Source organism: Paenibacillus sp. FSL H8-0259 (assembly GCF_037963255.1).
Lineage (GTDB): Bacteria > Bacillota > Bacilli > Paenibacillales > Paenibacillaceae > Paenibacillus_AQ > Paenibacillus_AQ phytohabitans.
This window is the reverse complement of the sequence record NZ_CP150147.1, coordinates 1252791-1273762: the sequence shown is the minus strand read 5'-3', so window position 1 is coordinate 1273762 and position 20972 is coordinate 1252791. Positions and strand designations below refer to the sequence as shown.

At 51.2% G+C, this 20972-nt stretch carries 18 protein-coding genes and 1 riboswitch; of the genes, 6 read left to right on the top strand and 12 right to left on the bottom strand.

Annotated features, from left to right (window positions below; genetic code table 11):
* From NSU01_RS05440 to NSU01_RS05405, 8 genes are all read right to left on the bottom strand, one after another.
* Positions 1-942 (bottom strand): glycosyltransferase, encoded by a 942-nt coding sequence (locus NSU01_RS05440; RefSeq protein ID WP_231575290.1) that lies wholly within the window; start codon positions 940-942, stop codon positions 1-3.
* Between the two features lie 19 nt (positions 943-961).
* The gene (locus NSU01_RS05435; RefSeq protein ID WP_039302991.1) at positions 962-1654 is read right to left on the bottom strand and encodes a sugar transferase; all 693 of its coding nucleotides are present in this window, start codon (positions 1652-1654) and stop codon (positions 962-964) included.
* A gap of 30 nt (positions 1655-1684) precedes the next feature.
* Positions 1685-2575 (bottom strand): UTP--glucose-1-phosphate uridylyltransferase GalU, encoded by an 891-nt coding sequence (galU, locus tag NSU01_RS05430; RefSeq protein ID WP_076247419.1) that lies wholly within the window; start codon positions 2573-2575, stop codon positions 1685-1687.
* Between the two features lie 46 nt (positions 2576-2621).
* Positions 2622-3263: a CpsD/CapB family tyrosine-protein kinase gene (locus NSU01_RS05425; RefSeq protein ID WP_076247416.1), complete on the bottom strand. Its 642-nt coding sequence runs from the start codon at positions 3261-3263 to the stop codon at positions 2622-2624.
* Positions 3247-3987, bottom strand: a complete 741-nt coding sequence (locus NSU01_RS05420; protein WP_039302983.1) for a Wzz/FepE/Etk N-terminal domain-containing protein — start codon at positions 3985-3987, stop codon at positions 3247-3249. Before NSU01_RS05420 ends, NSU01_RS05425 begins: the two co-directional genes overlap by 17 nt.
* A gap of 363 nt (positions 3988-4350) precedes the next feature.
* Positions 4351-4986, bottom strand: coding sequence for a response regulator transcription factor (locus NSU01_RS05415; protein ID WP_076247414.1), 636 nt, complete (start codon positions 4984-4986; stop codon positions 4351-4353).
* Positions 4987-5009: 23 nt separating this feature from the next.
* Positions 5010-6419, bottom strand: a complete 1410-nt coding sequence (locus NSU01_RS05410; protein ID WP_339302686.1) for an ATP-binding protein — start codon at positions 6417-6419, stop codon at positions 5010-5012.
* A gap of 863 nt (positions 6420-7282) precedes the next feature.
* Entirely contained in the window at positions 7283-8137 is an 855-nt protein-coding gene (locus tag NSU01_RS05405) for a helix-turn-helix domain-containing protein (protein WP_076247408.1), read from the bottom strand.
* 84 nt (positions 8138-8221) lie between these two features.
* Between NSU01_RS05405 and NSU01_RS05400 the strand changes: the two genes are divergently transcribed.
* On the top strand, positions 8222-10156 hold the full coding sequence (locus tag NSU01_RS05400; protein WP_076247405.1) for a glycoside hydrolase family 20 zincin-like fold domain-containing protein: 1935 nt from the start codon (positions 8222-8224) through the stop codon (positions 10154-10156).
* 391 nt (positions 10157-10547) lie between these two features.
* Here NSU01_RS05400 and NSU01_RS05395 read toward each other — a convergent pair whose 3' ends face one another.
* Positions 10548-11624, bottom strand: a complete 1077-nt coding sequence (locus NSU01_RS05395; protein WP_083705693.1) for a Gfo/Idh/MocA family oxidoreductase — start codon at positions 11622-11624, stop codon at positions 10548-10550.
* Positions 11625-11846: 222 nt separating this feature from the next.
* Between NSU01_RS05395 and NSU01_RS05390 the strand changes: the two genes are divergently transcribed.
* Positions 11847-12785 (top strand): hypothetical protein, encoded by a 939-nt coding sequence (locus NSU01_RS05390; RefSeq protein WP_076247400.1) that lies wholly within the window; start codon positions 11847-11849, stop codon positions 12783-12785.
* Between the two features lie 84 nt (positions 12786-12869).
* Positions 12870-13109 carry an NHLP leader peptide family RiPP precursor gene (locus NSU01_RS05385; protein WP_039302970.1) on the top strand — a complete coding sequence of 80 codons (240 nt, stop codon included), beginning with the start codon at positions 12870-12872 and terminating at the stop codon, positions 13107-13109.
* A 15-nt stretch (positions 13110-13124) separates the two neighbouring features.
* Here the strand turns inward: NSU01_RS05385 and NSU01_RS05380 are convergent, their stop codons facing one another.
* Together NSU01_RS05380 and NSU01_RS05375 are read right to left on the bottom strand one after the other, a co-directional pair.
* Positions 13125-15041, bottom strand: a complete 1917-nt coding sequence (locus NSU01_RS05380) for a HAMP domain-containing sensor histidine kinase (protein ID WP_231575288.1) — start codon at positions 15039-15041, stop codon at positions 13125-13127.
* A gap of 116 nt (positions 15042-15157) precedes the next feature.
* A complete protein-coding gene (locus tag NSU01_RS05375) occupies positions 15158-17056 on the bottom strand; it encodes a sensor histidine kinase (RefSeq protein ID WP_076247397.1) in 1899 nt (632 codons plus the stop codon).
* 275 nt (positions 17057-17331) lie between these two features.
* On the opposite strand from NSU01_RS05375, the gene NSU01_RS05370 reads away from it, so the two are divergent.
* From NSU01_RS05370 to NSU01_RS05360, 3 genes are all read left to right on the top strand, one after another.
* Entirely contained in the window at positions 17332-17511 is a 180-nt protein-coding gene (locus tag NSU01_RS05370; RefSeq protein WP_042133927.1) for a hypothetical protein, read from the top strand.
* Between the two features lie 21 nt (positions 17512-17532).
* Positions 17533-18138 carry a hypothetical protein gene (locus tag NSU01_RS05365; RefSeq protein WP_052421682.1) on the top strand — a complete coding sequence of 202 codons (606 nt, stop codon included), beginning with the start codon at positions 17533-17535 and terminating at the stop codon, positions 18136-18138.
* A 49-nt stretch (positions 18139-18187) separates the two neighbouring features.
* Positions 18188-18249, top strand: a riboswitch (Fluoride riboswitch).
* Between the two features lie 64 nt (positions 18250-18313).
* A complete protein-coding gene (locus tag NSU01_RS05360) occupies positions 18314-19621 on the top strand; it encodes a voltage-gated chloride channel family protein (protein WP_042133926.1) in 1308 nt (435 codons plus the stop codon).
* Positions 19622-19640: 19 nt separating this feature from the next.
* On the opposite strand, the gene NSU01_RS05355 is transcribed toward NSU01_RS05360, so the two are convergent.
* Positions 19641-20858: an MFS transporter gene (locus NSU01_RS05355; protein ID WP_042133924.1), complete on the bottom strand. Its 1218-nt coding sequence runs from the start codon at positions 20856-20858 to the stop codon at positions 19641-19643.
* Positions 20859-20972 lie beyond the last annotated feature (114 nt).

Here is a 20972-nt window from a genome sequence, read left to right as displayed (position 1 = left end):
TCACCCCGCTGCGGATTCCCTCTTCCGGTTCCAAATCATATGGAGAGTTCCGCGAATACTCTCCAGCCGGCATTTGTTCAGCAGCCTTCTTCCCTGACTGCGGGAGAGAATGGAATCTGCCAGAATGTACATCACCTTGGCCCCTGTTTTACCCAGCAGCAGCAGGTTGCCCTTCATCCCTTCGCTTTTCATCGCGTTCGAGATGCCTTGGCTGTAATAACGTTTCATAATCCAGTCTTCCGTCAAACGGTTAGCCGGTACGAAATGATCCACCGCCATCTCCGGATGATAGAGAATGGAATGCCCCTCCTGCTGGATTTGGCCGAACAGCCAGGTCTCTTCACCGGAGAGCAGCGAATCACCTTTTCTCCCCAGCTCCAGCGGAAACAGGCTGATGTCGAACACGATCTTGCGCATCGCCATATTGGCTCCGCAGGGGTGCAGACGCTTCGGATATTCCCTGATCCGGTTGCCCAGATCAACTATGGTATATGGAAGCTCGAATGGCTTAATCAGCCATTCCGGCCGTTTGCTCTCGAAGATCGGAGCAATTTTACCGCCCATCGCCATCACTTCCGGCTTCTGCTCAAACGTACTGACGATCGTACTAATCCAGGTCCGGCAAGGTATCGCATCATCATCCAGGAAGGCGATGAGCGGCGATTTGGAAGCCAGAATCCCCGTATTCCGGGCCGCCGACAGTCCTTGCACCGGCTCCAGAAGATAACGGATATCCATATCAGCACCATAGGTATCAATAAACCTCCGGATAGCGGCTGCCGTATCATCCTTGGAACTGTTATCCACTACGATGATTTCGGCGTGGTCCAGATTCTCCAGCGGAAGCAGCGAATGAAGAGTCTTGACCAGCAGCGCCGACCGGTTGTAGGTGCAGATGATAATGGAAATCTTAGGTACTTCTCCGTGTACAAGCATCGGCATTCACCCAATTCCCATAATTTTAATAAGCATTTTTGGAGCCGAGCAGCATCAGGCCGGTTTTGACAATGATCTTAAGATCCAGCATAGTGCTGCGCATGTGGATATAGGTCAGGTCCAGCTGGACCATTTCGTCAAAGCCAACGCTGTTTCTGGCATTAACCTGCCAGTACCCGGTGCAGCCCGGTGTAACCATCAGCCGTTGTTTGTCATACTCCGTATACTGCGCCACCTCTTCAACGAGCGGGGGACGGGGTCCTACGAGACTCATATGGCCCATAAGCACGTTCCAGAGCTGAGGCAGTTCGTCAATACTTGTCTTGCGCAGGAATCTTCCTGTCCGCGTGATGCGGGGATCATTCTTGATCTTGAACATTGCGCCGCTCACCTCGTTGTAGGCCATCAGATTGGCCTTCAGCTCCTCGGCATTGGAGACCATGGATCTGAATTTGTACATAGGGAACAGCTTCTCATCCTTGCCGACCCTGTTCTGGCGGAAGAATACTTTGCCTTTAGGATCCTCCAGCTTGATTAGGACAGCCACCACCGCGAACAGCGGCAGCAGCACGAGAAGGCCAAGAGCGGAGAAAAAAATGTCGATAATCCGCTTCAATACCAGATAGGAATCCATTTCCTTACTTCCTTCATTGGCATGCAGCATGTAAAGTTTCGGCAGGACGGCCTCATAGTCTTCCGGCAGTTTTTGCATGCTCATCTCTCCTCATTCCTCCTAAATATTGTTGGTTCAGCTGCTCAGCGTGGGTTGTCCGGCCTGTTTCAGCCATTCCGACATTGCATCCATGACCTGATAGCGCAAATCCTCGCTCTGTAGAGCAAATTCCAGTGTGGTCAAAATATAACCAAGGCGTTCACCAACGTCATATCGTGTACCATCAAAGTTATAAGCATATACCCGTTCGCTCTGGTTCAGCTTCTGGATCGCGTCCGTGAGCTGAATTTCACCGCCCGCGCCTTTTTCCTGAAGGTCCAGATACTTGAAGATCTTCGGTGTGAACACGTAACGCCCCATAATCGCCAGGTTGGAAGGAGCCGTTCCGAGCGGAGGCTTCTCCACGAAGTTGTTAACCCGGTAGAGCCGTCCGTCCTGCAGATCCGGTTCGATAATCCCGTAGCGGTTGGTGAATTCATCAGGGATGACCTGAACACCAATCACTGAATTCTGTGTTTCTTCATACTGGTCAATCAGCTGCTTCAGGCAGGGGACCTGTCCGGTTACAATATCATCGCCTAGCATAACGCCGAAGGGTTCATCCCCGATAAACCGTCTGGCACACCATACGGCATGGCCCAGACCCTTGGGTTCCTTTTGCCGGATATAGTGAATTTCCACTTTTGAGGAACGCTGTACTTCTTTGAGCAGCTCCAGCTTACCGTCTTCCAGCAATCTGGATTCGAGTTCAAAGGCATTATCGAAATGATCCTCAATCGCCCGCTTTCCTTTACCGGTAACGATGATGATGTCTTCGATCCCGGAAGCGATTGCTTCCTCCACGATATATTGAATCGTTGGTTTGTTGATAATAGGCAGCATTTCCTTAGGCATCGCTTTGGTTGCCGGAAGGAAACGTGTGCCTAACCCGGCTGCCGGGATTATTACCTTTTTGACCTTTTTCATCACACATACCTCCCAAAAGTTTCATTCACCTTGCCGCTTCAGTACATTATTTGGTCTGGTTCATTGCAATTCCGATAATTCTCACACCTGTCTGTTCCATAAGAGCCTTCAGCTTGCGGAGAGACTCACGCTTCGTCCGGCCATGTCTGGCCACGATGATTACACCGTCTGAGAGCGGAGCCAGAATGCGGGCGTCACTGAATTCCACCGCTTGCGGCGAGTCCAGCAGAATCAGATCAAAGCTTGCTTTCAGTTCTTCCAGCAGGGCTGACATCTTGTCGCTCCCGAGCAGATCCGGGGGACTGACACTGGTAATACCTGCAGGAATTACGGCCAGATTAGCCAGGCTGCCGTATACGGCAATATCTTTGGTTTCCTCATAACCGGCCAGATAAGCGGCCAGCCCTTGGCTTCCTTCTACCTCAAACACACTGTGCAGTCCGGGCTTCCTCAGGTTGCAGTCTACAACGGCAACCTTCTTGCCGTCCTGGACAAAGGATACGGCCAGATTGGAGAGAATCGTTGTCTTGCCTTCCCCGCCTTCCGCAGAAGTGAAGAGCAGCACCTGTCCACCATTGCCCTTCAGCAGACCGAGCTGGCGGATGTAGGTACGCAGCGAGCGGAAGGATTCAGAGATATGCGAGGACGGGTTCATGTCCGTAATCAAACTTCTATTCAGCCGTAACATAAGCGCCCTCCCCTACTCTTGCCTTGGCATTTGCCGCCTTGCCCAAATCACGTTTACGGATTGCCGGAATACTGGCAATGACCGGAAGGCCAAGATCGAACTCTGCTTCCTTCTCGGATCTCAATGTACCGTTCAGCGTTTCCATCAGCAGGATGATACCTACTGCCGCCATCAGCGAGACTACAAAGCTGATGATAATGTTCATGGTAGAACCGCTATTGACCGGTCCAGGCTGATTCGCCGGGTCCGCCGGGGTCAGGAACGTTACATTGTCCAGATTCATCAGTGCCGGCAGGCTGCGGATGAATGTTTGTGAGACCGCGTTTACGATCGTAGCTGCGGTGGCGTAATCCTCATCCTGCACACTCAGATTAATCACTTGGCTTTTCTCTGAGGATTTGATCTGCAGCTTGGCAGCGAGTTGGCCTGCCGTCAGACCGAATTCGGGATGCTCCGCGATCACACTCTTCATAATCGTTGGTGACTTCATGATTTCCTTATAGCTCTCGATGAGGTTAAGACTGAAGTTGAGTGCGTTGAGATTGTTGCTCTCGGGAACATTTACGACGTTGTTGACCAGTAGCTGTCCAGAGGCGGAGTAGACGGGGACAACGAAGTTTTTGCTGACATAGAAGGTGGTGGCGCAGGAGATAAGCACAAACACCGTGATTAACCATAATCTTTTTTTAATCAGGTTAATGTAATCCAAAATCGTCTTTTCCACAGTAACCCTCCTTCCGCATGTGTTCATTTTGAAAGCAATCATGAAAATTTCAGAACTCTTGCTTTTATTCTATCAACGCGCAACATTTGTCACATGCCTCATAGCATCCCTTTACACTTCACTTTCGTGTGATGCCATTTAGTCCCTAAGAGGGTAGGGATGGTATACTTTAGTACCATACGACTGGTAATAACTAACAGCATCCGGTAGCGTTACCTACTTCACGTGTCACTTCATGCTTTTGAAAGATAAAGAAACTGTTCAGAAAATGTTCAGATGCTCATGCTAGGGTAGGGACCAAAGGGCACAAAAAAACACGGACATCACTGTCCGTGTTCATGAACCATCCGTTATGAGGTAACCTTAGTCGTACGACATCTCGTATTTGGTAAGCCCAACCGCATTGGCATATAATGCTGCCTGCGTCCGGTCCGCTACCTGAAGCTTCGCCAGAATCTGGCTGACATGCTTCTTGACTGTGAATTCACTGATGAACAAGCGGGAAGCGATCTCCCGGTTGCAGGCCCCCTGTCCAAGCTCAATCAACACTTCCTTCTCTTTCGGTGTCAATTCATCCGTTGGACTGTTGCCGCTCATCCGCATCTTGTCTTCCATCAGGCCGGGATCATAATACTTTCTGCCTTTGTGCACCAGTTGAATCGCAAACAGCAATTCCTCCGGCAAAGCTTCCTTCAGCACGTAACCGTCTACCAGCACTTCTTCCGCCTTCAGGAAATCCTCCCGGCTTGCGGAGGACGTAAGCAGAATGAACTTACTGGAAATTCCGCGTATACGGGCTGCCTTGATAATGTCCAGACCCGATTCATCGGCAAGCTTCAGGTCAATCAGCACAAGATCAGGCTGTATCTCTTCTATAACGAGAAGAGCTTCCTGGCCATTCGTAGCCTCACCGGCAAACTCCAGATTAGCCTGCATTGAAATCACAGCAGCCAATCCTCTTCTCACCAAAGGGTGATCATCAACAATGACGATTTTCACTTGAACGACCTCCTGCCTAAAGTTTATGCATTTTTTAGTTCAGCCACACCGACAGGGATTGAGATCAAAATTCTGGTGCCTGCATTCTCACTGCTGGACAACTGGAAGTCACCGCCAAGGGACTGTGCCAAATATTGCATATTCTTCATTCCCAGTCCGCCGGTGTTATCCTCGGACTCGGTCCAGATCAAGTCCGTATCAAATCCGACGCCATCGTCGATAATCGATAGTCTGATCCATTTGGGCTTCAGGGACAATTCAACATCCACCCGGCTGGCCGCACCATGACGTATGGCGTTGCCTGTCGCTTCGGAGATAATCCGGAAGAGCGCCTTGTGGTAAGGATAAGGGAGACTGAAATCATCCCCCGTTATTTTCAGTTCAATTTCCACATCATTGAGCCGGGACAGGCTCTTGAGATGGGAGCGCACCATGCCAAGCCAGCTGGGGCCGCCGCTCTTCTTGGAGCTGAGGCTGTAGATGGTGATCCTGAGTTCCTTGGCCACCTTGGTGGCTGAATCGTGGATCAGCTCAATTTGCTCCTCCAGCTCGCCTTCGGACATTTTGCGCCAGGACTGCTTCAGGGAATGCGTAGCATATACAATGCCAAAAAGGCTCTGCGATACACTGTCATGCATTTCATCGGCTATCCGGTTCTGTTCGTTCGTGATGATCAGCCGGTTCTCGATCACGCCCAGCTCATGGCGCTCAAGAATAATCGCACTCAGCTCCGACAGGAACATCAGCTGCTGGATATACCATCTGCGGCCTTCCAGCCCTTCCGAGGATTCCAGCCTCACGCCGATCATCCCGACGAAACGTGTACTCATCCTTACCGGCATCAGCAGGAAATCTCCAAGACCCGGCAGACTCTTGAATACCGGTTCCCGCTGCAGCCTCCATTCATGCTCATGCTTCTCCAGCTCCATGAACAGAAACCGTTCTTCCTCATGCTGCCAGCCCGTCTGCCGGCTCTCCGGAGCGGGTTCTCCGCTCTTCTTCGCGAACCAGAACAAGGCCTTCTCCAGCTTGGTAAGCTTTACAACGTAGTCGGTGATGACTTGGCCTATGTTCATGAAATCATGCTGGCTCGATGTTTCCACGATGTGATAAAGCGACTTGATATGTTCCATGGTATCGTTGGTCCGCGCGTTTGCTTCCTCCCGTTGCCGCTTTATCCCGTTAACCATTTGCATAACTATAACCGCAAGAGCCAGGGCTAGAAACATGTTGCCGTTCGTAAGCACGATTTCGGAGAAAGATTTCCCCGCAGAACCGGAGAGAAAATAACATAGCGCGGCAACGATGCCGAAATACCCGAGAAGCAGGCTCCAGACAAAATAGTATGATAGCGATCCAGCAGCAATCAGGACGGGACTCAGCACATACAGCTTAAACGGGCTGTCATATCCCCCTGTAAATAGCGTCAACACAATGATTCCCGCCAGCTCTATACAGATAACGAGCATAAGAATACGCGGTCTTGCACGAAGCCTCCGGTAATAGAAAGTGAATACTTGAGCAAATAAGAATAGCACAATGATTAGTAGGGATTTGTATATTACGGAAGGCCCCGCAGGAACCATGAGGAACATAAACGATGTGAGGGACAAAGAAATGGTTCTGTAAAAGGCGATCATTCTGTCTTCGGCTGTTGCTTTAATTTTCATCCCACCACCCTATTCTCCAGTTTGTGGAAAATTCGAGCTTATTCTAAGCTATGTTTAAAAGCATCATACATGAGAAAAATCACAATAACAAGTTTCGCTTTTTAATGACAGCGTTTACTTTTAAAATAAAAAGCATGTCATTAACCTTTTTTTACAAAATCGCACTCAGTTATATCCATAATTCCAAATAATAGCGCATTCATGGTCTAACAATGATTTCCTGCACAAGACAAACAGCCTGTCCCCCTGGAGGGACAGGCTGTTCGTTATATAATATTCACAACCGTCATGATCATTCTGTCATCTGCAGTCTACTCAGTCACCGCCGGCAAGGCTGTTTGCTGCTTGGCCTTATTACATATGCAAATCTGGTAACGCTGTTCGCCAACGATATGATACCCGGTGGACAGAATACGTAAGGTATGGTTTCTTGCGTCCACCTTATGGAGACTGCGGCAACTGATGCAGTAATATTCTCTCATGGCTTCATCTCCGGCATAGTCTAGAAGAACTATTCAAAAAACTGCTAATATGTTCTAAATCATATCACTGTCTTTTTCAGCATGTCAACAATAATCTGCAAATTACGACATATATCCAGAAATAAAGTAGAATTATGTCGGTTTTTATACGTTGCTGCGGCAGTTCTGCGGAGAAATGCCCATATATTTCTTAAACAGCCTTGAGAAATAGAAGGAATCCCTATAATGAAGCATTCCCGCGATTTCCTGTACCTGCAGGGAAGTGTTGAGCAGAAGATGTTTGGCTTCTGCCATTTTGAGACGATGGATATATTCATGCAAGGGGTAACCGCTGCTTCTGCGGACCGTACGACGGAGTGTGGACATGGAGATGTGCAGACCTGCAGCGATTCTAGGCAGATCAGGCTTCTCATAGATGCAGGCATTCAGCGCTTCGCGGATATGAGACATGGGTTCTGCCTGCAGGAGCCGGTTATTGCCCTGGATACGCAGTGAACATTCCAGCAGCATCTCTTCGAGCTTCATGGCCGCCCGGTCCGCATCTCCGGGAGCCCCGCCGTCCATTAGCCCCAGAACCTCTTCAAACAAGGCCGTAAGTCCCTGCACCCCATCCGCCTGACAGACAGCCCCGCCGGCTATCATTCCGGTCTCCAGCCATTCCGTGACACGGCTTCCGGCGAAATTAATATAGTATTCATCCCAATACCCTCCTGAAGGCGGTCCGAAACTGTAGGTGCAGCCGGGACGGAAAAAGAACAGGCTCCCTTCACGGACCTGCTGCTCCTTGCCTCCGTTCTCACTATAAGAACCGCCACCCGAAACTATGTATACAAGCGCCCAGTGCTCGAACACCACACCTGAACGAAAAAGCGTTCTTCCCGGCAGATGACCCGCTTGCCCTATCCGTATCGACTTCAGCCGGAGCCTGGAAGCCTCAACCTTGGGATCGATAATCCGGATCGGATAGGGACTGATCATATAATCCATGAGCTTGGGCATACATTGCATTCCTCCACCTGTTTAGGAGTGATATGGTTGTAATGAAGATGATCATATTCTACATGAATAAGAGGTGTCCACGCTATGCCTGAAAACAGTAATTTACAGCTGCTCCCTTACCCCCAGCAGGTCACAGTATCCCAAGGCCAGTTTCTCATTCCCGCCAAGGGGAGTATTGTTCTGGCCGGTGAGAGGAATCAAACCGCACTCCCGGCAGCACGCAAGCTTCAACAGGTTACTCTACAGGCGGTTCAGCTCCGTCTGTCTCTGTCGGTGGGGATACGCCCTTCCACCGTTTCCGCCTTTACCTTCAGCTATAATGCCCTGCTGGCGGCCGGAGCCTACGAGATTCACATTGATGAACACGGAATCACCATTGCCTATGGCTCCCCGGAGGGCGCTTATTATGCGGTTGGTACGCTGAAGCAGCTGCTGGAGCAGTATGCCAGAAGTATTCCCCAGCTGGTTATCCGTGATCAGCCGGATTTTGCCGCCAGGGGACTCATGATCGATATCAGCCGCAACAAAATCCCCAAGCTGGAAACCCTGTACCGGATCATTGATCTGATGTCCGATCTGAAGCTGAATCAGTTACAGCTATATATAGAAGGAGTTCCATTTGCCTATGAGTCTTTTCCGCAGGTCTGGGAGCTGGAAACGCCCATTACCGGGGAGGAAATTCTGCTGCTGGATGCCTACTGCCGTGAGCGTTATATCGAGCTGGTGCCTAACCAGAACAGCTTCGGCCATATGGAGGGCTGGCTGACCCGTCCTGAATTCAATAGTCTGGCCGAAATTCCCGAAGGCTTCATGCTCCCTGATCATATGTATGACAGCGATCTGTATCCCGACGGGCTGTTCATGCATCCCGGAACCTTCGATACGGAAGATCCGCAAGTACTGAAGCTTCTGGGCACAATGTATGATGACCTTCTTCCTTACTTCCATTCGCAGCTATTCAATGTCGGATGTGACGAGACCTATGAACTGGGACTTGGCAAAAGCAAAGCGAAGGCTGACTCCGCCGGTAAAGGCGAGCTCTATCTCTCTTTCCTGGAGAAAATTCACGGGCTCGTTACGGAGCGCGGTAAAACCATGCAGTTCTGGGGTGATATCATTATCCAGCATCCGGAGCTGATTCCCCGCCTGCCGAAGGATATTATCGCCATGGAATGGGGCTACAGCGCCGCTCATCCGTTCGAAGCGGATACCCTGAAGTTCCGTGAAGCGGAGATTCCGTTCTATGTCTGTCCGGGAACCAGCTCCTGGAATTCACTTACCGGACGGACCGACAATATGCTGGCTAATCTGCGCAGCGCGGCAGTCCACGGCAAACGTAATGGTGCAATCGGCTATCTGATTACAGACTGGGGCGATTTCGGCCACTGGCAGCATCTGCCGGTCAGCTACGCCGGATTCGTATACGGGGCTGCACTGGCCTGGAATGTGGAGGGCAACCTTGAAGCGGATGTTGCCGAATACCTGAACACCTCCATCTTCCATGACCGTTCCGGAGCGATCGGGCAATTACTGCTCGACCTCGGAAATTATTATACCTTCGAATCCGGAACCCTCCGCCCGAATGATACGGAAATGTCCATGCTGCTGCGCAGCAGTCTGGATCATGTGCATTTGGCAGAGAAGCTGACTGGAGAGCAGCTTCAGCAGCTTGAGCATTACATCACCGGCATAGAAGCAAAGCTTGAAGGGCTCGCCCTGGAATGCGATGATGCCGGTCTTGTCGTAGAAGAGCTAAGCAACGGGATTCACTTCGTGAAGCATGCCGTGCAGTTGACCCGGCTTAAGAAACAGATGGCCGGGGCAACGCCGCAGATTGATGCGGCACTCGTTCAAGAGCTGATCCATGATCTGGATCTCCTGCTACATCATTACCGGCAGCTTTGGACCCGCCGCAACCGGCTCGGCGGCCTGGAGCAAAGTGTGTCGAAGCTGGTACGCCTGCGCGGAGAGTATGTTGCGCTTGCAGCCAAGCTGAGTGAGGCTGAAGTACAAGGATAGAGCTAGTCCTAGGACTATACCCGCGCTTAGTGTGATCAGAACAGGTAAGCGCAAAAAAATGTTGTAAGAATTACAACTTTAACCTCCTGATAGGCGGGCTTTTAGAGGAATGTTGTATGGAATACAACAATTCCCCCGCTAAGCCGGTTGGAAGAGGAGAAATGCTGTATTTTCTACAACAATCTCCGGTTAAGGGTTATATATCTCGAAGAATGTTGTATTTCGTGCAGGAATTCTGATCGAAGTTGTACTGGAATGCGGTACCCAACCATTCATGATCTCTAAATAAACGAGTCCCTATCCACAATAGTGGAATGGGGACTCGTTTTTTCACTACATCAGGCACTTCCCTGATCCTGCTCCGCTCTTCCCTCCTCCACCCGCCAGTTGGTCACTCGGCCGCCCAAGGCTGAGTAGTAGAGCGGACAATCTCACCGCTTGCCGCAGCCTGCTCCATCAGCAGCGCCAGATATTGATCCTGGCTACCCTCGGCCAGGCTGTAGAATGAAGGGCCTCCCTCTACGTGCCGCTGCATTCTGTCCAGACTCTCGGCGATAGCAATTTCTTCCTCCGTTAGCCGGGCAGGAATGAAGGGATTGCGGTACAGCCACTCCCCGTCCCCCATAATCCCCCTGAGATATAAGCCCTCCAGGTTCCCGCCGTGGCCGGCATCAATCCGGCTCAGCCTGCTGTAGACTGGAGTGTCATAGCTCTGCAGCCAGGAGACTTCATCGTTCATCATCTCTCCACGTTCCCCCCGGACGAGCACCCGACCAGCGCGAATCCAGGAGAAATACTGGTCACGGGTGAAATCATAGACCCCGAGCTTGCCGCCGAAATCCAGGACAGCCAGCGTTTGCTCGGTCTGCACCAGCTCCTCGGCAGCCGGAGGCCCGCTGCGTTGCGGACCGTTAATAATCGAAGAACCGAAACGCTGTGCACGGATACTCACATTCTCGAAGCGGAGATCCAGCAGCTGCCGGATCAGGCTGATCCCGTGATATCCATGGGCCGCTGACACCTGCGCCTGACTGATTGTCCCGAGGCGTCCTGAGCGGGCCAGCCTGATCCGGGCTGCATGCATCGGCTGGAACATATACTGCTCGGCTATTTGGATAACGGCTGAACGGTCCAGCGCATTCCATAGCTGAGTGAGCTGTTCCAGATCCGGCGCCGGCGGGGTTTCCGCCAGGAGTGGAATCCCTTCCGCCGCCAGTCTAATGATGTAATCTTTACTGGCCTCCCGCTTCAGGCAGATAACAGCAAAGGAATAGCCGCCTGCTTCAATAAACGTATCGATTGAAGTAAATACTTCCACTCCCCAGATTCTCTTCAATGCTTCCGCTTTATCCTTATTACGGACGTACATTGCCCCTACGGCAAAGCGCTCCGGAAGTGCTCTGGCGATCCGCAGATAGAATTCAGCCCGCCAGCCTCCGCCCACCAGTCCGAACCTGATAATATCCATGCTTAACATCCTTCCTTTCTGCACTGCTCACATAGTGTTATTCTGTTGCTCCAGCCTTCTCCAAGCCTATAATCTCTGCGGTTAAATAGTCCGTTAGACCCCCAGGGACCTCATTTCCAAAATTGGATTGAAATAGGCTGAATCTAGGACTATAATCATGACAAATACCCACTTTTTTCCTAATAGTAGAAGAACAATACATTGTTGACAGGAGACAAGCCTATGGATTGGCTTCATGATTACGAGGACGAGCTCCGCCTGGTTTTTCAGGAGAGCTGTACGGTTATCTCAGCGTTTCCCAAGCCGCTTAATGCTCAAGGCCTGTCCTATCTTGATCAGTTTAACGTATTTAGGGCAGGAAGCCACAAAAATTACATATGTTATCTCCTCCCCTTCTGGCTGCAGGACAGATGCGGCCTGAGTATCCCCCTGACCCGTCAAATGTCGGTCGGCAACGTCTTTTTTATGCTTTATTTTTTCCTCCAGGATGATCTGATGGACAGTAATGAGCTCTCCGCTGCACAGGCACTGCCGTTGGCCAATCTGCTCTATGTCGAGTTTCTGAATATTTACCGTCCGCTTTTCCCGGCGGATTCCCCGTTCTGGTCATACTTTGGGCGTTATATCTCGGAGTGGGCAGACAGTGTAAGCGGTGAAGCCGGCGGAGATTATTTCCTGAGGGACCGCCTCCGTATCTCCCACAAAGCCAGTCCGCTTAAGCTTACCAGCACGGCGGCACTGCTGCTCTCAGACCAATCCCACCTGATAACTGAAGCTGAAGAGATGATTCATGGCGTACTGCTGACCTTGCAGATGCTTGACGACTATGAGGATTGGGAACAGGATTTGGAGGAGGGAAATTACAATTGCCTGCTGTCGCTGGCACGCTGCCATGGGGAGGATGAAGGAGTACCGCTCACTAAATCATCGGTGAAGGATTTTATTTTCACAAATGGCGGGCTTGCTTCGTATGCGGGGACAGCTCTGGTTAATCACAGCACACTGGAAGCCTTCACGCTGGAGCTTCCCCATCTGTTATCCTTCCATCAGGTGCTGGTGAAGAACCTGCAGCATATGGCCGCAGCGATCGAAGCCGAGAAGCAATTATTGCAAAGCGGAGGGCTCAATTATTGGTTAACCAAAAATATGAATATTTTATAAAATATATAAAAAAGCAATAGAATTATAGATTGGCCTATGTTATGCTTATCAGGAAAATATAACCATTTTGAAAGGGTGATTGTATTGTCAGACGCAATTCTTAAGAATCAAGTGATTCAGAAGGCCTGGGAAGATCCGAGTTTCAAACAGAGACTACTCACAGATCCGAAAGCAGCCCTCAAAGAAGTGCTCGGCATTACCCTTCCTGATAACATTACACTTAAGACAGTAGAGGAAGGCTCCAATGAGTTCTATCTCGTTATTCCTCCAAGTCCGGCCTCCGGAATGATGAAGACTAATGTCTCTGCGCTCGGCATCTGGTAACTTTCACTAATGAAATCAAGCTAATAGGGAGTTGGAATCATCCGGACCTTCTGCACGCGGCAGAATGGTGATGGATTCGGTTCCGGCTCCTTTTTTGCTCATGAAGCGGATTTCACCCTCCATCGCCTCGATAATACGGAAGGTAACCATCAGTCCAAGACCCGTACCTTTTGTTTTGTTGGAAGAGAAGTACGGTTCACCCAGCCGGCTGAGGACCGCAGGCTCCATCCCCGCCCCGTTATCCTTGACATGAATGTATACTTTATCCCCTTTACCATAGGCCAGCAGGTGGATCGCGCCGTCTTCTCCCAGTGATTCGATACTATTCTTGATAATATTGATCAGCGCCTGCTTGAATTTGGACGAGTTGCCCTTAACCCATAAGCAATCCTCAACATCCAGAATCATTTTGCCTCCATTTAAATGGCACAGCGGCAAGAGTATGCTCTGGATATGCTTGAATTCTTCGTTCACGTTAAGCAGGGAAATCTGCTCAAACTCCGGTTTGGCAAAGGTCAGGAAATCCGTGATAATACTTGCTGCACGGTCCAGTTCACTGAGAGCCATGAACAGATATCTCCGCTCATCGCCGTTCGACTTCTCGCTGAGCAGCTGGAGGAACCCCCGGGTAACCTGAAGCGGGTTGCGCACCTCATGGGCTACAGACGCTGCCAGCTCGCTGATAATCTCCATTTTCTCCGAACGCTGCAGTTCATTGTTGAACAGCTCCAGCTCACGCGAATATTTCACCACCTGCTGATGATTCTGCGCCAGCCGCCGGCCCAGGATGACAATCAGTGACAGGATGAATACTACCAGCGCCCATTTCCAGTAGAACAGGTCATAATTTCCGCCCTTAACATAATACCAGACCAGCTCCGAGGCTCCGGTTAATGCTGCAGTACCGAAACCAATGGCGAAAATGATGGCATCCTTATTGCGCTTCAGGGAGAATATGATCACGCAGGCGATTAGCAGAATGAATTGCAGGATCATGATGATCCCAAGAATCTTAGTCGAGACAAAATAGTAGAATTCCAAAATCCGGTCGCCGGAGAGCGTATTAATAATCAGACAGAGGATGCAAAAAAGGGAGTAAACGGACTCGAATTTACGGAATGAGCGGATGATGCCGAATTTGCCGCCGCCGAATATTTTCTCAAACAGAAAGGTCAGGGAAGGCAACAGCGACAATAGCGCCACGTCAAAGAACACCACGCTGACCGGTCCCAGATAACTGTAGAAGGTATATGTAAACGGTGAGTAGGTAATAGACAGCACTCCGGTGGAGGCTATCACTATGGCTAAGGAAGCTGCAACCGGGAAGTACTCCTTGTTCAGATAAAATGAGCAGACAAACAGGACCACCGCCACGAACACAAAGGCGCCGCCCAGGATCACATCGATAAGTCCATTTTTAATATAATCCTTGATCAGAACACTATGCTCACCGACCACGATCTTATCCTTGATTCCAATCCGGTCCTTCAGGGTTTCCGTCCAGATATACATCGTTTTGCCGTTGTCCGTCATATCCAGAGGCACAAGCAGCGAATAATTATCCTTAATAAAGCTGCGGTCGCTCTCAAAAATCAGCCGTTCTTCCACGTACACTTTGACATGCAGGGCATAGATCGCATCAATATAGACGGAAGGGGCTGCGTAGCTATATGAGGGCAGTGTTAGCTTCGTCCAGGCGGAGGATACCCCGGAAGGCAGCTGAGGCATCTCTGTCTTCGCTTCAACTTCCATCCATCCCTCGGTTTCCCTCAGAGGAATCTTACGCCCGCTGTCTCCCGGACCCTCCTGCCACTTCATCTGCCAATGGCTGATCTCGCTGGCAGGGTAGTAACTTTGCGCTGATACCAGAAACGGTCCACAGGTTACTGAGAGCAGAAACAGCACTAAGGTTATATGTAAACTTTTGAACATCAAAGACATGCAAGCACCTCAGAAGAAAGTTTCAGAAACAAAGTTCTGTTAGTGTTAGTATTTCGCTCCGCCCTCCGCCCATCCCTTCAAAAAAACGGAATAAACAAAAATAATTCCTAATTATTACCTGAGGCTGGTAATTTAACAATAACCTCTGTCCCCTCACCCTTCCTGCTCTGAAACTCTATGGAACCGTTCATCGCTTCAATAATCCGGAAGGTAACCATGAGTCCAAGCCCCGTCCCCTTCGTCTTATTGGAATAATACGGCTCCCCCAGCCGGGCCAGCTCGCTGACCTTCATGCCTTCGCCGTTATCCTGCACACTGATGACCACATGATTGCCTGTCTTCCAGGCGGTTACTATAATCAGGCCTTCCTCCTGCAATGACTCAATGCTGTTCTTAATCAGGTTAATGAATGCCTGCTTGAATTTGGCCGGACTGCCCGACACTTGAAGATCCTCCTGCAGATGCAGTTCAATGGCTCCACCCTGCAGATTGGCGAGGGGCACCAGAATGCCTGATACATGCTTCAGCTCTCCGGAGACTTCAAATACATCTACCGTATCCATACCCGGCTTAGCGAACGTCAAAAAGTCGGTAATGATGACCGAGGCCCTGTCCAGCTCCTCCATGGCCATCTGCAGATACTCCTTCTCCTTCTTGCCGGAGCGTTCTCCCAGAATCTGCAGGAAACCGCGGGTTACCTGCAGGGGATTCCGTACCTCGTGGGCAACCGAGGCAGCGAGTTCACTGATAATCTCCATTTTCTCCGACCGCTGCAGATCATTATTGAATTTCTCCAGTTCCCTGGAGTATTCCAAAGCCTGCTCATGACTCCCCGCAAACCGTCTTCCCAGAATAACAATCAGGGAAATAACGAACAGAACCATTCCCCATTTCCACCAATACAGATGATACCTCTCCGAAGAGAAATAATAGATCAGCAGCTCACTCAGGGACAGGAAGGCAAACACTGAGAACCCCATCGAGAAAATCACAGCATCTTTATTGCCCCTGAGGGCATAAGTCAGCGACATATACAGCAAATAAACAAACTGCGCCATAATCAGCACACCTGTCACATTGATGGTCAGGAAGGAGTACAGGTAGTCGAGCCGAAATGAGAGCACGGCATTCAGTGCAAGCGCACCCAGGCAGAACAAGGAGTAAGCCAGCTGGAAATTGCGCAGCCGGGTGGTATATCCCCGCTTGCCGGGTCCAAATAATTGTTCAAAGTAGATCGTAAACGCCGGCAGAAGTGTGAAGAGTGCCAGATCGAAGCAGATTCCCGTAAGCCGCTCCTGGCTGTTCACGATCAGCCGCAGGAACGGAGAATACGTAATCAGCAGCACGCCAAAGGATATAATGACCAGAATCAGAAATAATCCGCCCGAGAAAAATTCCGGTTTAAGGAACAACAGACAGATCATCAGCGCTCCGCCCATAAATATCAGTGCCGCTCCAATGACAATATCCACCAGATCCTGCTTCACATAGAAGGACAGCAGCTTGTCATAGCTGCCGACCCTGACCTTACCCCCGATGCCGAAATCCTTGCCGCCGCCGGCACTCCATAGATACAGCTGCTTGGCACTGTCCTCCCCGCATAGCGGAATTAGCACCTTGTTGCCGCTGTAATTGACCACCTCACTGGAATCATAGATGAGCTGGCGGTCTATATATGCTTTAAGGCTGTCGCCGTATACTTTGTCAATCAGGAGTGCTGAATTCGCCTCTGTCCGCGGCAAAGAAAGCCGCAGCCAGACTGAATCCGCACCTGCAGGCGGTTGCGGCCTGCCTGCCCGCGCCTGTACAGTCCGCCACTCCCCGGAAGGAGCCGCCATCGCCTCCTGAATATCATGTAGAGCTGCATGTTCCCATTTAAGCTGCCATGCCGGGAGGGTTACTTCTTTATGTCCGCCCCATTCCATGGCAATGCCAACCGGGATTATGGCAATTACAAGCAGCAGCATAATTAGTGCGGCTGCTGTTTTGGTTGAAGGCAACTTCATTGTGGCACCCCAGTGAATCCTTAGTTGTATTTATGTAGTTCATATGATTCTTATTTTCGACAACGTTCGCACTATACCTGCCTTATCCTGCAAAAAACCTCGAAAAATAGAAGGATAAGTTAGCTTGTGAAGCCTATGCATTCTTATATTTACGCGTTAATTGTGGTTATTCCACGGGTGGAATGAATATATTAACAGAATGGCTGCCCGGGTGCCGAACAGATTCGCCGCTGGTTTAAAGGGTATACAATTACTATAGGTAAAGGAGGCTCGCGATGGACACTCATAAGAAACCTGCTGATGGTGAAGAACAAGACCGTGAGGACCTGATTACCGAGCGGGATATTGATGAAGAGTCCGGACTGTTTCAGGAAGGCACCTATCCCGGCGCACTTCCGGACAAGGATCAGAAAGCTGCGGTTAATCATGCTGTCCCCAAAGAGGGGCAGACTTAAAATAAAGGGAGCTGAACAGCAATGGGCAATGAATTCAATAAGACCGAAGCCGACTTTGTGTACGAGCGTTATACCAAAATGGGCGGCATTTCCCCGGAACAGGATATTCCGCTGGAAGAATTGCGTCCGCTCGGCACGATTACCGAACAAAGTCCAAGTGATGAAGTGGACACCGCCGGGAACCGGCCGCTTGAATCTGCTCTGGCCAGCCACGATCCCGCTAATTTCACACCCATAGATTTCGACGGTGTGGTGGACGACGGTTCCGATCCGGCACTGGTCGGCGATAATATCCTGGCTGCCGACATCGGACTGAATGTGCCGGATTCCGGGCTGGGCCCGCGTGCAGACCGGAACCCCCCTCCGCCAGGGACTCCGGCGCCGGAACGGGACGAGCTCCTGGAATCGGATGCACTGTACGCTGCCGGCGCGGCAGGCCTGACCGGCAATGTAATTGATTATGCGGATGAGGAAGAGCTGCTGGAGGAAGAGGAAGAGCTTCCGCTGGAGGATATTCCGGATGCCGACGATATTGATCCCGGCAGCGCGATCGACCCGGTCTCCCCGGACCCCGACGCAATGCCCGGAACCGATGTGCTGAACGGCTCGAGCGGCGAAGAGGACTAAGCGGCATAACCGTATTGACATTTGAACGAAATAAACTTACTATAATGGCATTCAATACGGCGATGGAGTTCGCCATAACCGTCCTTCGGGACTAATGACTCCTACCAGTGATCACTCGCTGGTAGGAGTCTGTTTATTTTCAGGGAGCAGACTCGGGATATGGGGGCATAGCAGGATGAAGAGGAAGTATGCACGGTGGGTGGAGCTTGCAGCACGGCAGAGCCAGCTCGCTCTTTGGAGTACATTTGTGAAATGGGTGGTGCTGGGGGGAATGGTAGGACTATTGTCGGGGAGTGCCTCGGCTATTTTCCTGAAAAGCCTGGAAGCCGTGACCAAGGTCCGGCTGGAGCATGCCTGGCTGCTGTTCCTGCTTCCTGTGGGGGGCGCTCTGGTTAGCGGCATGTACATGCGTTACGGCAGGAATAGCGCAAAGGGTAACAATCTTATTCTGGAGCAAATTCAGCAGGGAGATGAAGCGATTCCGCTGCGGATGGCGCCTCTGGTCCTTATCGGGACACTGATTACTCATCTCTTCGGAGGTTCTGCCGGGCGTGAGGGAACGGCTGTGCAAATGGGCGGCAGTCTGGCCGATGCGCTGGGAAGACGGCTCCGGATCAACTCCCTGGACCGCAAAATTCTGCTCATGTGCGGAATCAGCGGAGGTTTCGGCTCGATCTTCGGGACCCCGCTGGCCGGAACGGTCTTCGGTCTGGAGGTTATCGCCATCGGCCTGATCAGCCACAAGGCCCTGCTGCCCTGTTTCGTTGCCAGCTTCACCGGTGATCTTGTCGCTTCCCGCTTGTGGGGTGTGCACCATATCCACTATCAGGTGGATGTTGTCCCCGGAATGGATGCGCTGGTGCTGGTCAAAGTAATTGCCGCGTCCATTGTGTTCGGTCTGGTCAGCCTGCTGTTCAGCGAGCTTACCCATTATCTGAAGCGGACCTTCACCGCCCTAATCCGTAACCCTATGCTCAAAAGCGCCACCGGCGGTCTTATCGTTATCGCCCTGGTGTACATTGCCGGTACACGGGATTACCTGGGCCTCGGGATTCCGCTAATCAGCGGTTCATTTACGGGGGATGTCCATCCTTTCGCCTTTCTGTGGAAGCTGGTCTTCACAGCCTTCACCCTAGGGACTGGTTTTCAGGGCGGCGAGGTGACCCCGCTCTTTGCCATCGGAGCTACTCTGGGGAATAGTCTGGCCGGCTTACTTCATCTCTATGGACCTTTCCTGGCTTCGCTCGGCTTCATCGCCGTTTTCTGCGGAGCGGTCAATACACCGATCGCCTGCTTCATTATGGGCATTGAGCTGTTTGGCTCCGGCGGAGCGGTATACATGTTCATCGCCTGCGTAATCAGCTATCTGTTCTCCGGACACAGCGGCATCTACAGTTCCCAGCTCATCGGCATCTCCAAAAGCGCACTGCTCCCTGTTCCTGAAGGGACAACGCTGGCCGCCGTCAAAGAGCTTCACAAGTAGAAACAGCGGCAGTTACTTCTCAAGGTGTCACCTGGATTCCCGCGTGCGCGGCATTCACCTTCGATTCCAGCTTGTGGGTCTTCACGAGTACAGCCGCTACAAGCAGCATGACGCCGTTAATGACAAATACCCAGCGGATCGGCAGGAAGGCTCCGAGCAGACCTCCGATAATCGGTCCCGCCATCGTTGCCAGTTGGCTGGCCGCCTGATTCAGCCCGAAGGCCCGTCCGCGAAATCCCGGTTCAATGACCTGGACTATCATCGCGTTAACGGAAGGAAGCACACCGGCATAGAAGAGGCCGTAGGCAAACCGCAGAATAGCAAACTCTACATAACCTGATACAAAATACTGCAGAATATTCCCGATCCCTCCGCCAATCAGACCGATGAAGAGAATAAAGCCATAGCCTTTGCGGCTGCCGATTCTTCCCCACTGCGGTGCCATAATTACGGTAGCGATACCGACTGCCGAGAAAACGATTCCGGAGCTAAGCGAGGCGCTGCTGCGTGAAATCCCCATGTCCAGCAGATAGATCGGCAGCAGCGGCTCCAGAATCATGACGGAGAAGGTACTGATGCCCGCAAGCAGAAGCAGGGTGATAAATGCCCGGTTCTGGCCGGCTTCCCGGATATCATCACTTACCCTGGAACGCGGGGCAGAACGGTCGAAGTTCTCTTCCTTGGCGAAGAAGGTAGCGATCAGCGCGGAGACCAGCACAATAACAGCCGAGAACAGGAACGCAACACGGTTGCTGGAATAATAGCTGACTACGCCGCCGATGAGCGGCCCGATGATGCTGCCGGTGGCTCCGGCTGTAGACATGATGCTAAGCGCATAGCCTGTCTTATCCTCCGGTGTGTTGGTCGCTACCATAGCAATTGCTGCCGGAACGAACCCTGCGAGCAGTCCCTGCAGAATCCGCACGACTAAGAATACATAAGGATCATGCACGAAGAAATTAATCAGATACAGGGCCGCCAGGCTGAAGCCCGAACGGATAAGCATCGGCTTGCGGCCGTATTTGTCGGCAAGTGAACCCCAGTAAGGCGAGATTAGCGCGCTGGCCAGAAACGTAATGCCGAAGCTGACCCCAGACCATATCTCCAAATGGCTTGTAACACCTAACTGGTCGCTAAGAAAAATTGAGAGGAACGGAATCGAGATCGAATATGCCGTACTGCAAAAGAAAACCCCTACCCAGAGCACGATCAGGTTCCGCTTCCATGAAAAACTCATGCTGTACACATCCCTTCAGCGTTTTTTTGGAAGCACTTCTCCCATTCTACCCCTCTTTGAAGAATGTGCCAATCCCGGCCGGAGGGGCAGGCTTTGCATGAAGCGGGACAAAGA

Bases quoted from the DNA above. Each gene is read 5' to 3' on its own strand.
- NSU01_RS05400 (WP_076247405.1), top strand. From the start codon at position 8,222: ATGCCTGAAAACAGTAATTTACAGCTGCTCCCTTACCCCCAGCAGGTC.
- NSU01_RS05380 (WP_231575288.1), bottom strand. From the start codon at position 15,041: ATGTTCAAAAGTTTACATATAACCTTAGTGCTGTTTCTGCTCTCAGTA.
- NSU01_RS05390 (WP_076247400.1), top strand. From the start codon at position 11,847: ATGGATTGGCTTCATGATTACGAGGACGAGCTCCGCCTGGTTTTTCAG.
- NSU01_RS05440 (WP_231575290.1), bottom strand. From the start codon at position 942: ATGCCGATGCTTGTACACGGAGAAGTACCTAAGATTTCCATTATCATC.
- NSU01_RS05375 (WP_076247397.1), bottom strand. From the start codon at position 17,056: ATGAAGTTGCCTTCAACCAAAACAGCAGCCGCACTAATTATGCTGCTG.
- NSU01_RS05425 (WP_076247416.1), bottom strand. From the start codon at position 3,263: ATGTTACGGCTGAATAGAAGTTTGATTACGGACATGAACCCGTCCTCG.
- NSU01_RS05355 (WP_042133924.1), bottom strand. From the start codon at position 20,858: ATGAGTTTTTCATGGAAGCGGAACCTGATCGTGCTCTGGGTAGGGGTT.
- NSU01_RS05395 (WP_083705693.1), bottom strand. From the start codon at position 11,624: ATGGATATTATCAGGTTCGGACTGGTGGGCGGAGGCTGGCGGGCTGAA.
- NSU01_RS05360 (WP_042133926.1), top strand. From the start codon at position 18,314: ATGAAGAGGAAGTATGCACGGTGGGTGGAGCTTGCAGCACGGCAGAGC.
- NSU01_RS05365 (WP_052421682.1), top strand. From the start codon at position 17,533: ATGGGCAATGAATTCAATAAGACCGAAGCCGACTTTGTGTACGAGCGT.
- NSU01_RS05405 (WP_076247408.1), bottom strand. From the start codon at position 8,137: ATGCCCAAGCTCATGGATTATATGATCAGTCCCTATCCGATCCGGATT.
- NSU01_RS05435 (WP_039302991.1), bottom strand. From the start codon at position 1,654: ATGAGCATGCAAAAACTGCCGGAAGACTATGAGGCCGTCCTGCCGAAA.
- galU (WP_076247419.1), bottom strand. From the start codon at position 2,575: ATGAAAAAGGTCAAAAAGGTAATAATCCCGGCAGCCGGGTTAGGCACA.
- NSU01_RS05370 (WP_042133927.1), top strand. From the start codon at position 17,332: ATGGACACTCATAAGAAACCTGCTGATGGTGAAGAACAAGACCGTGAG.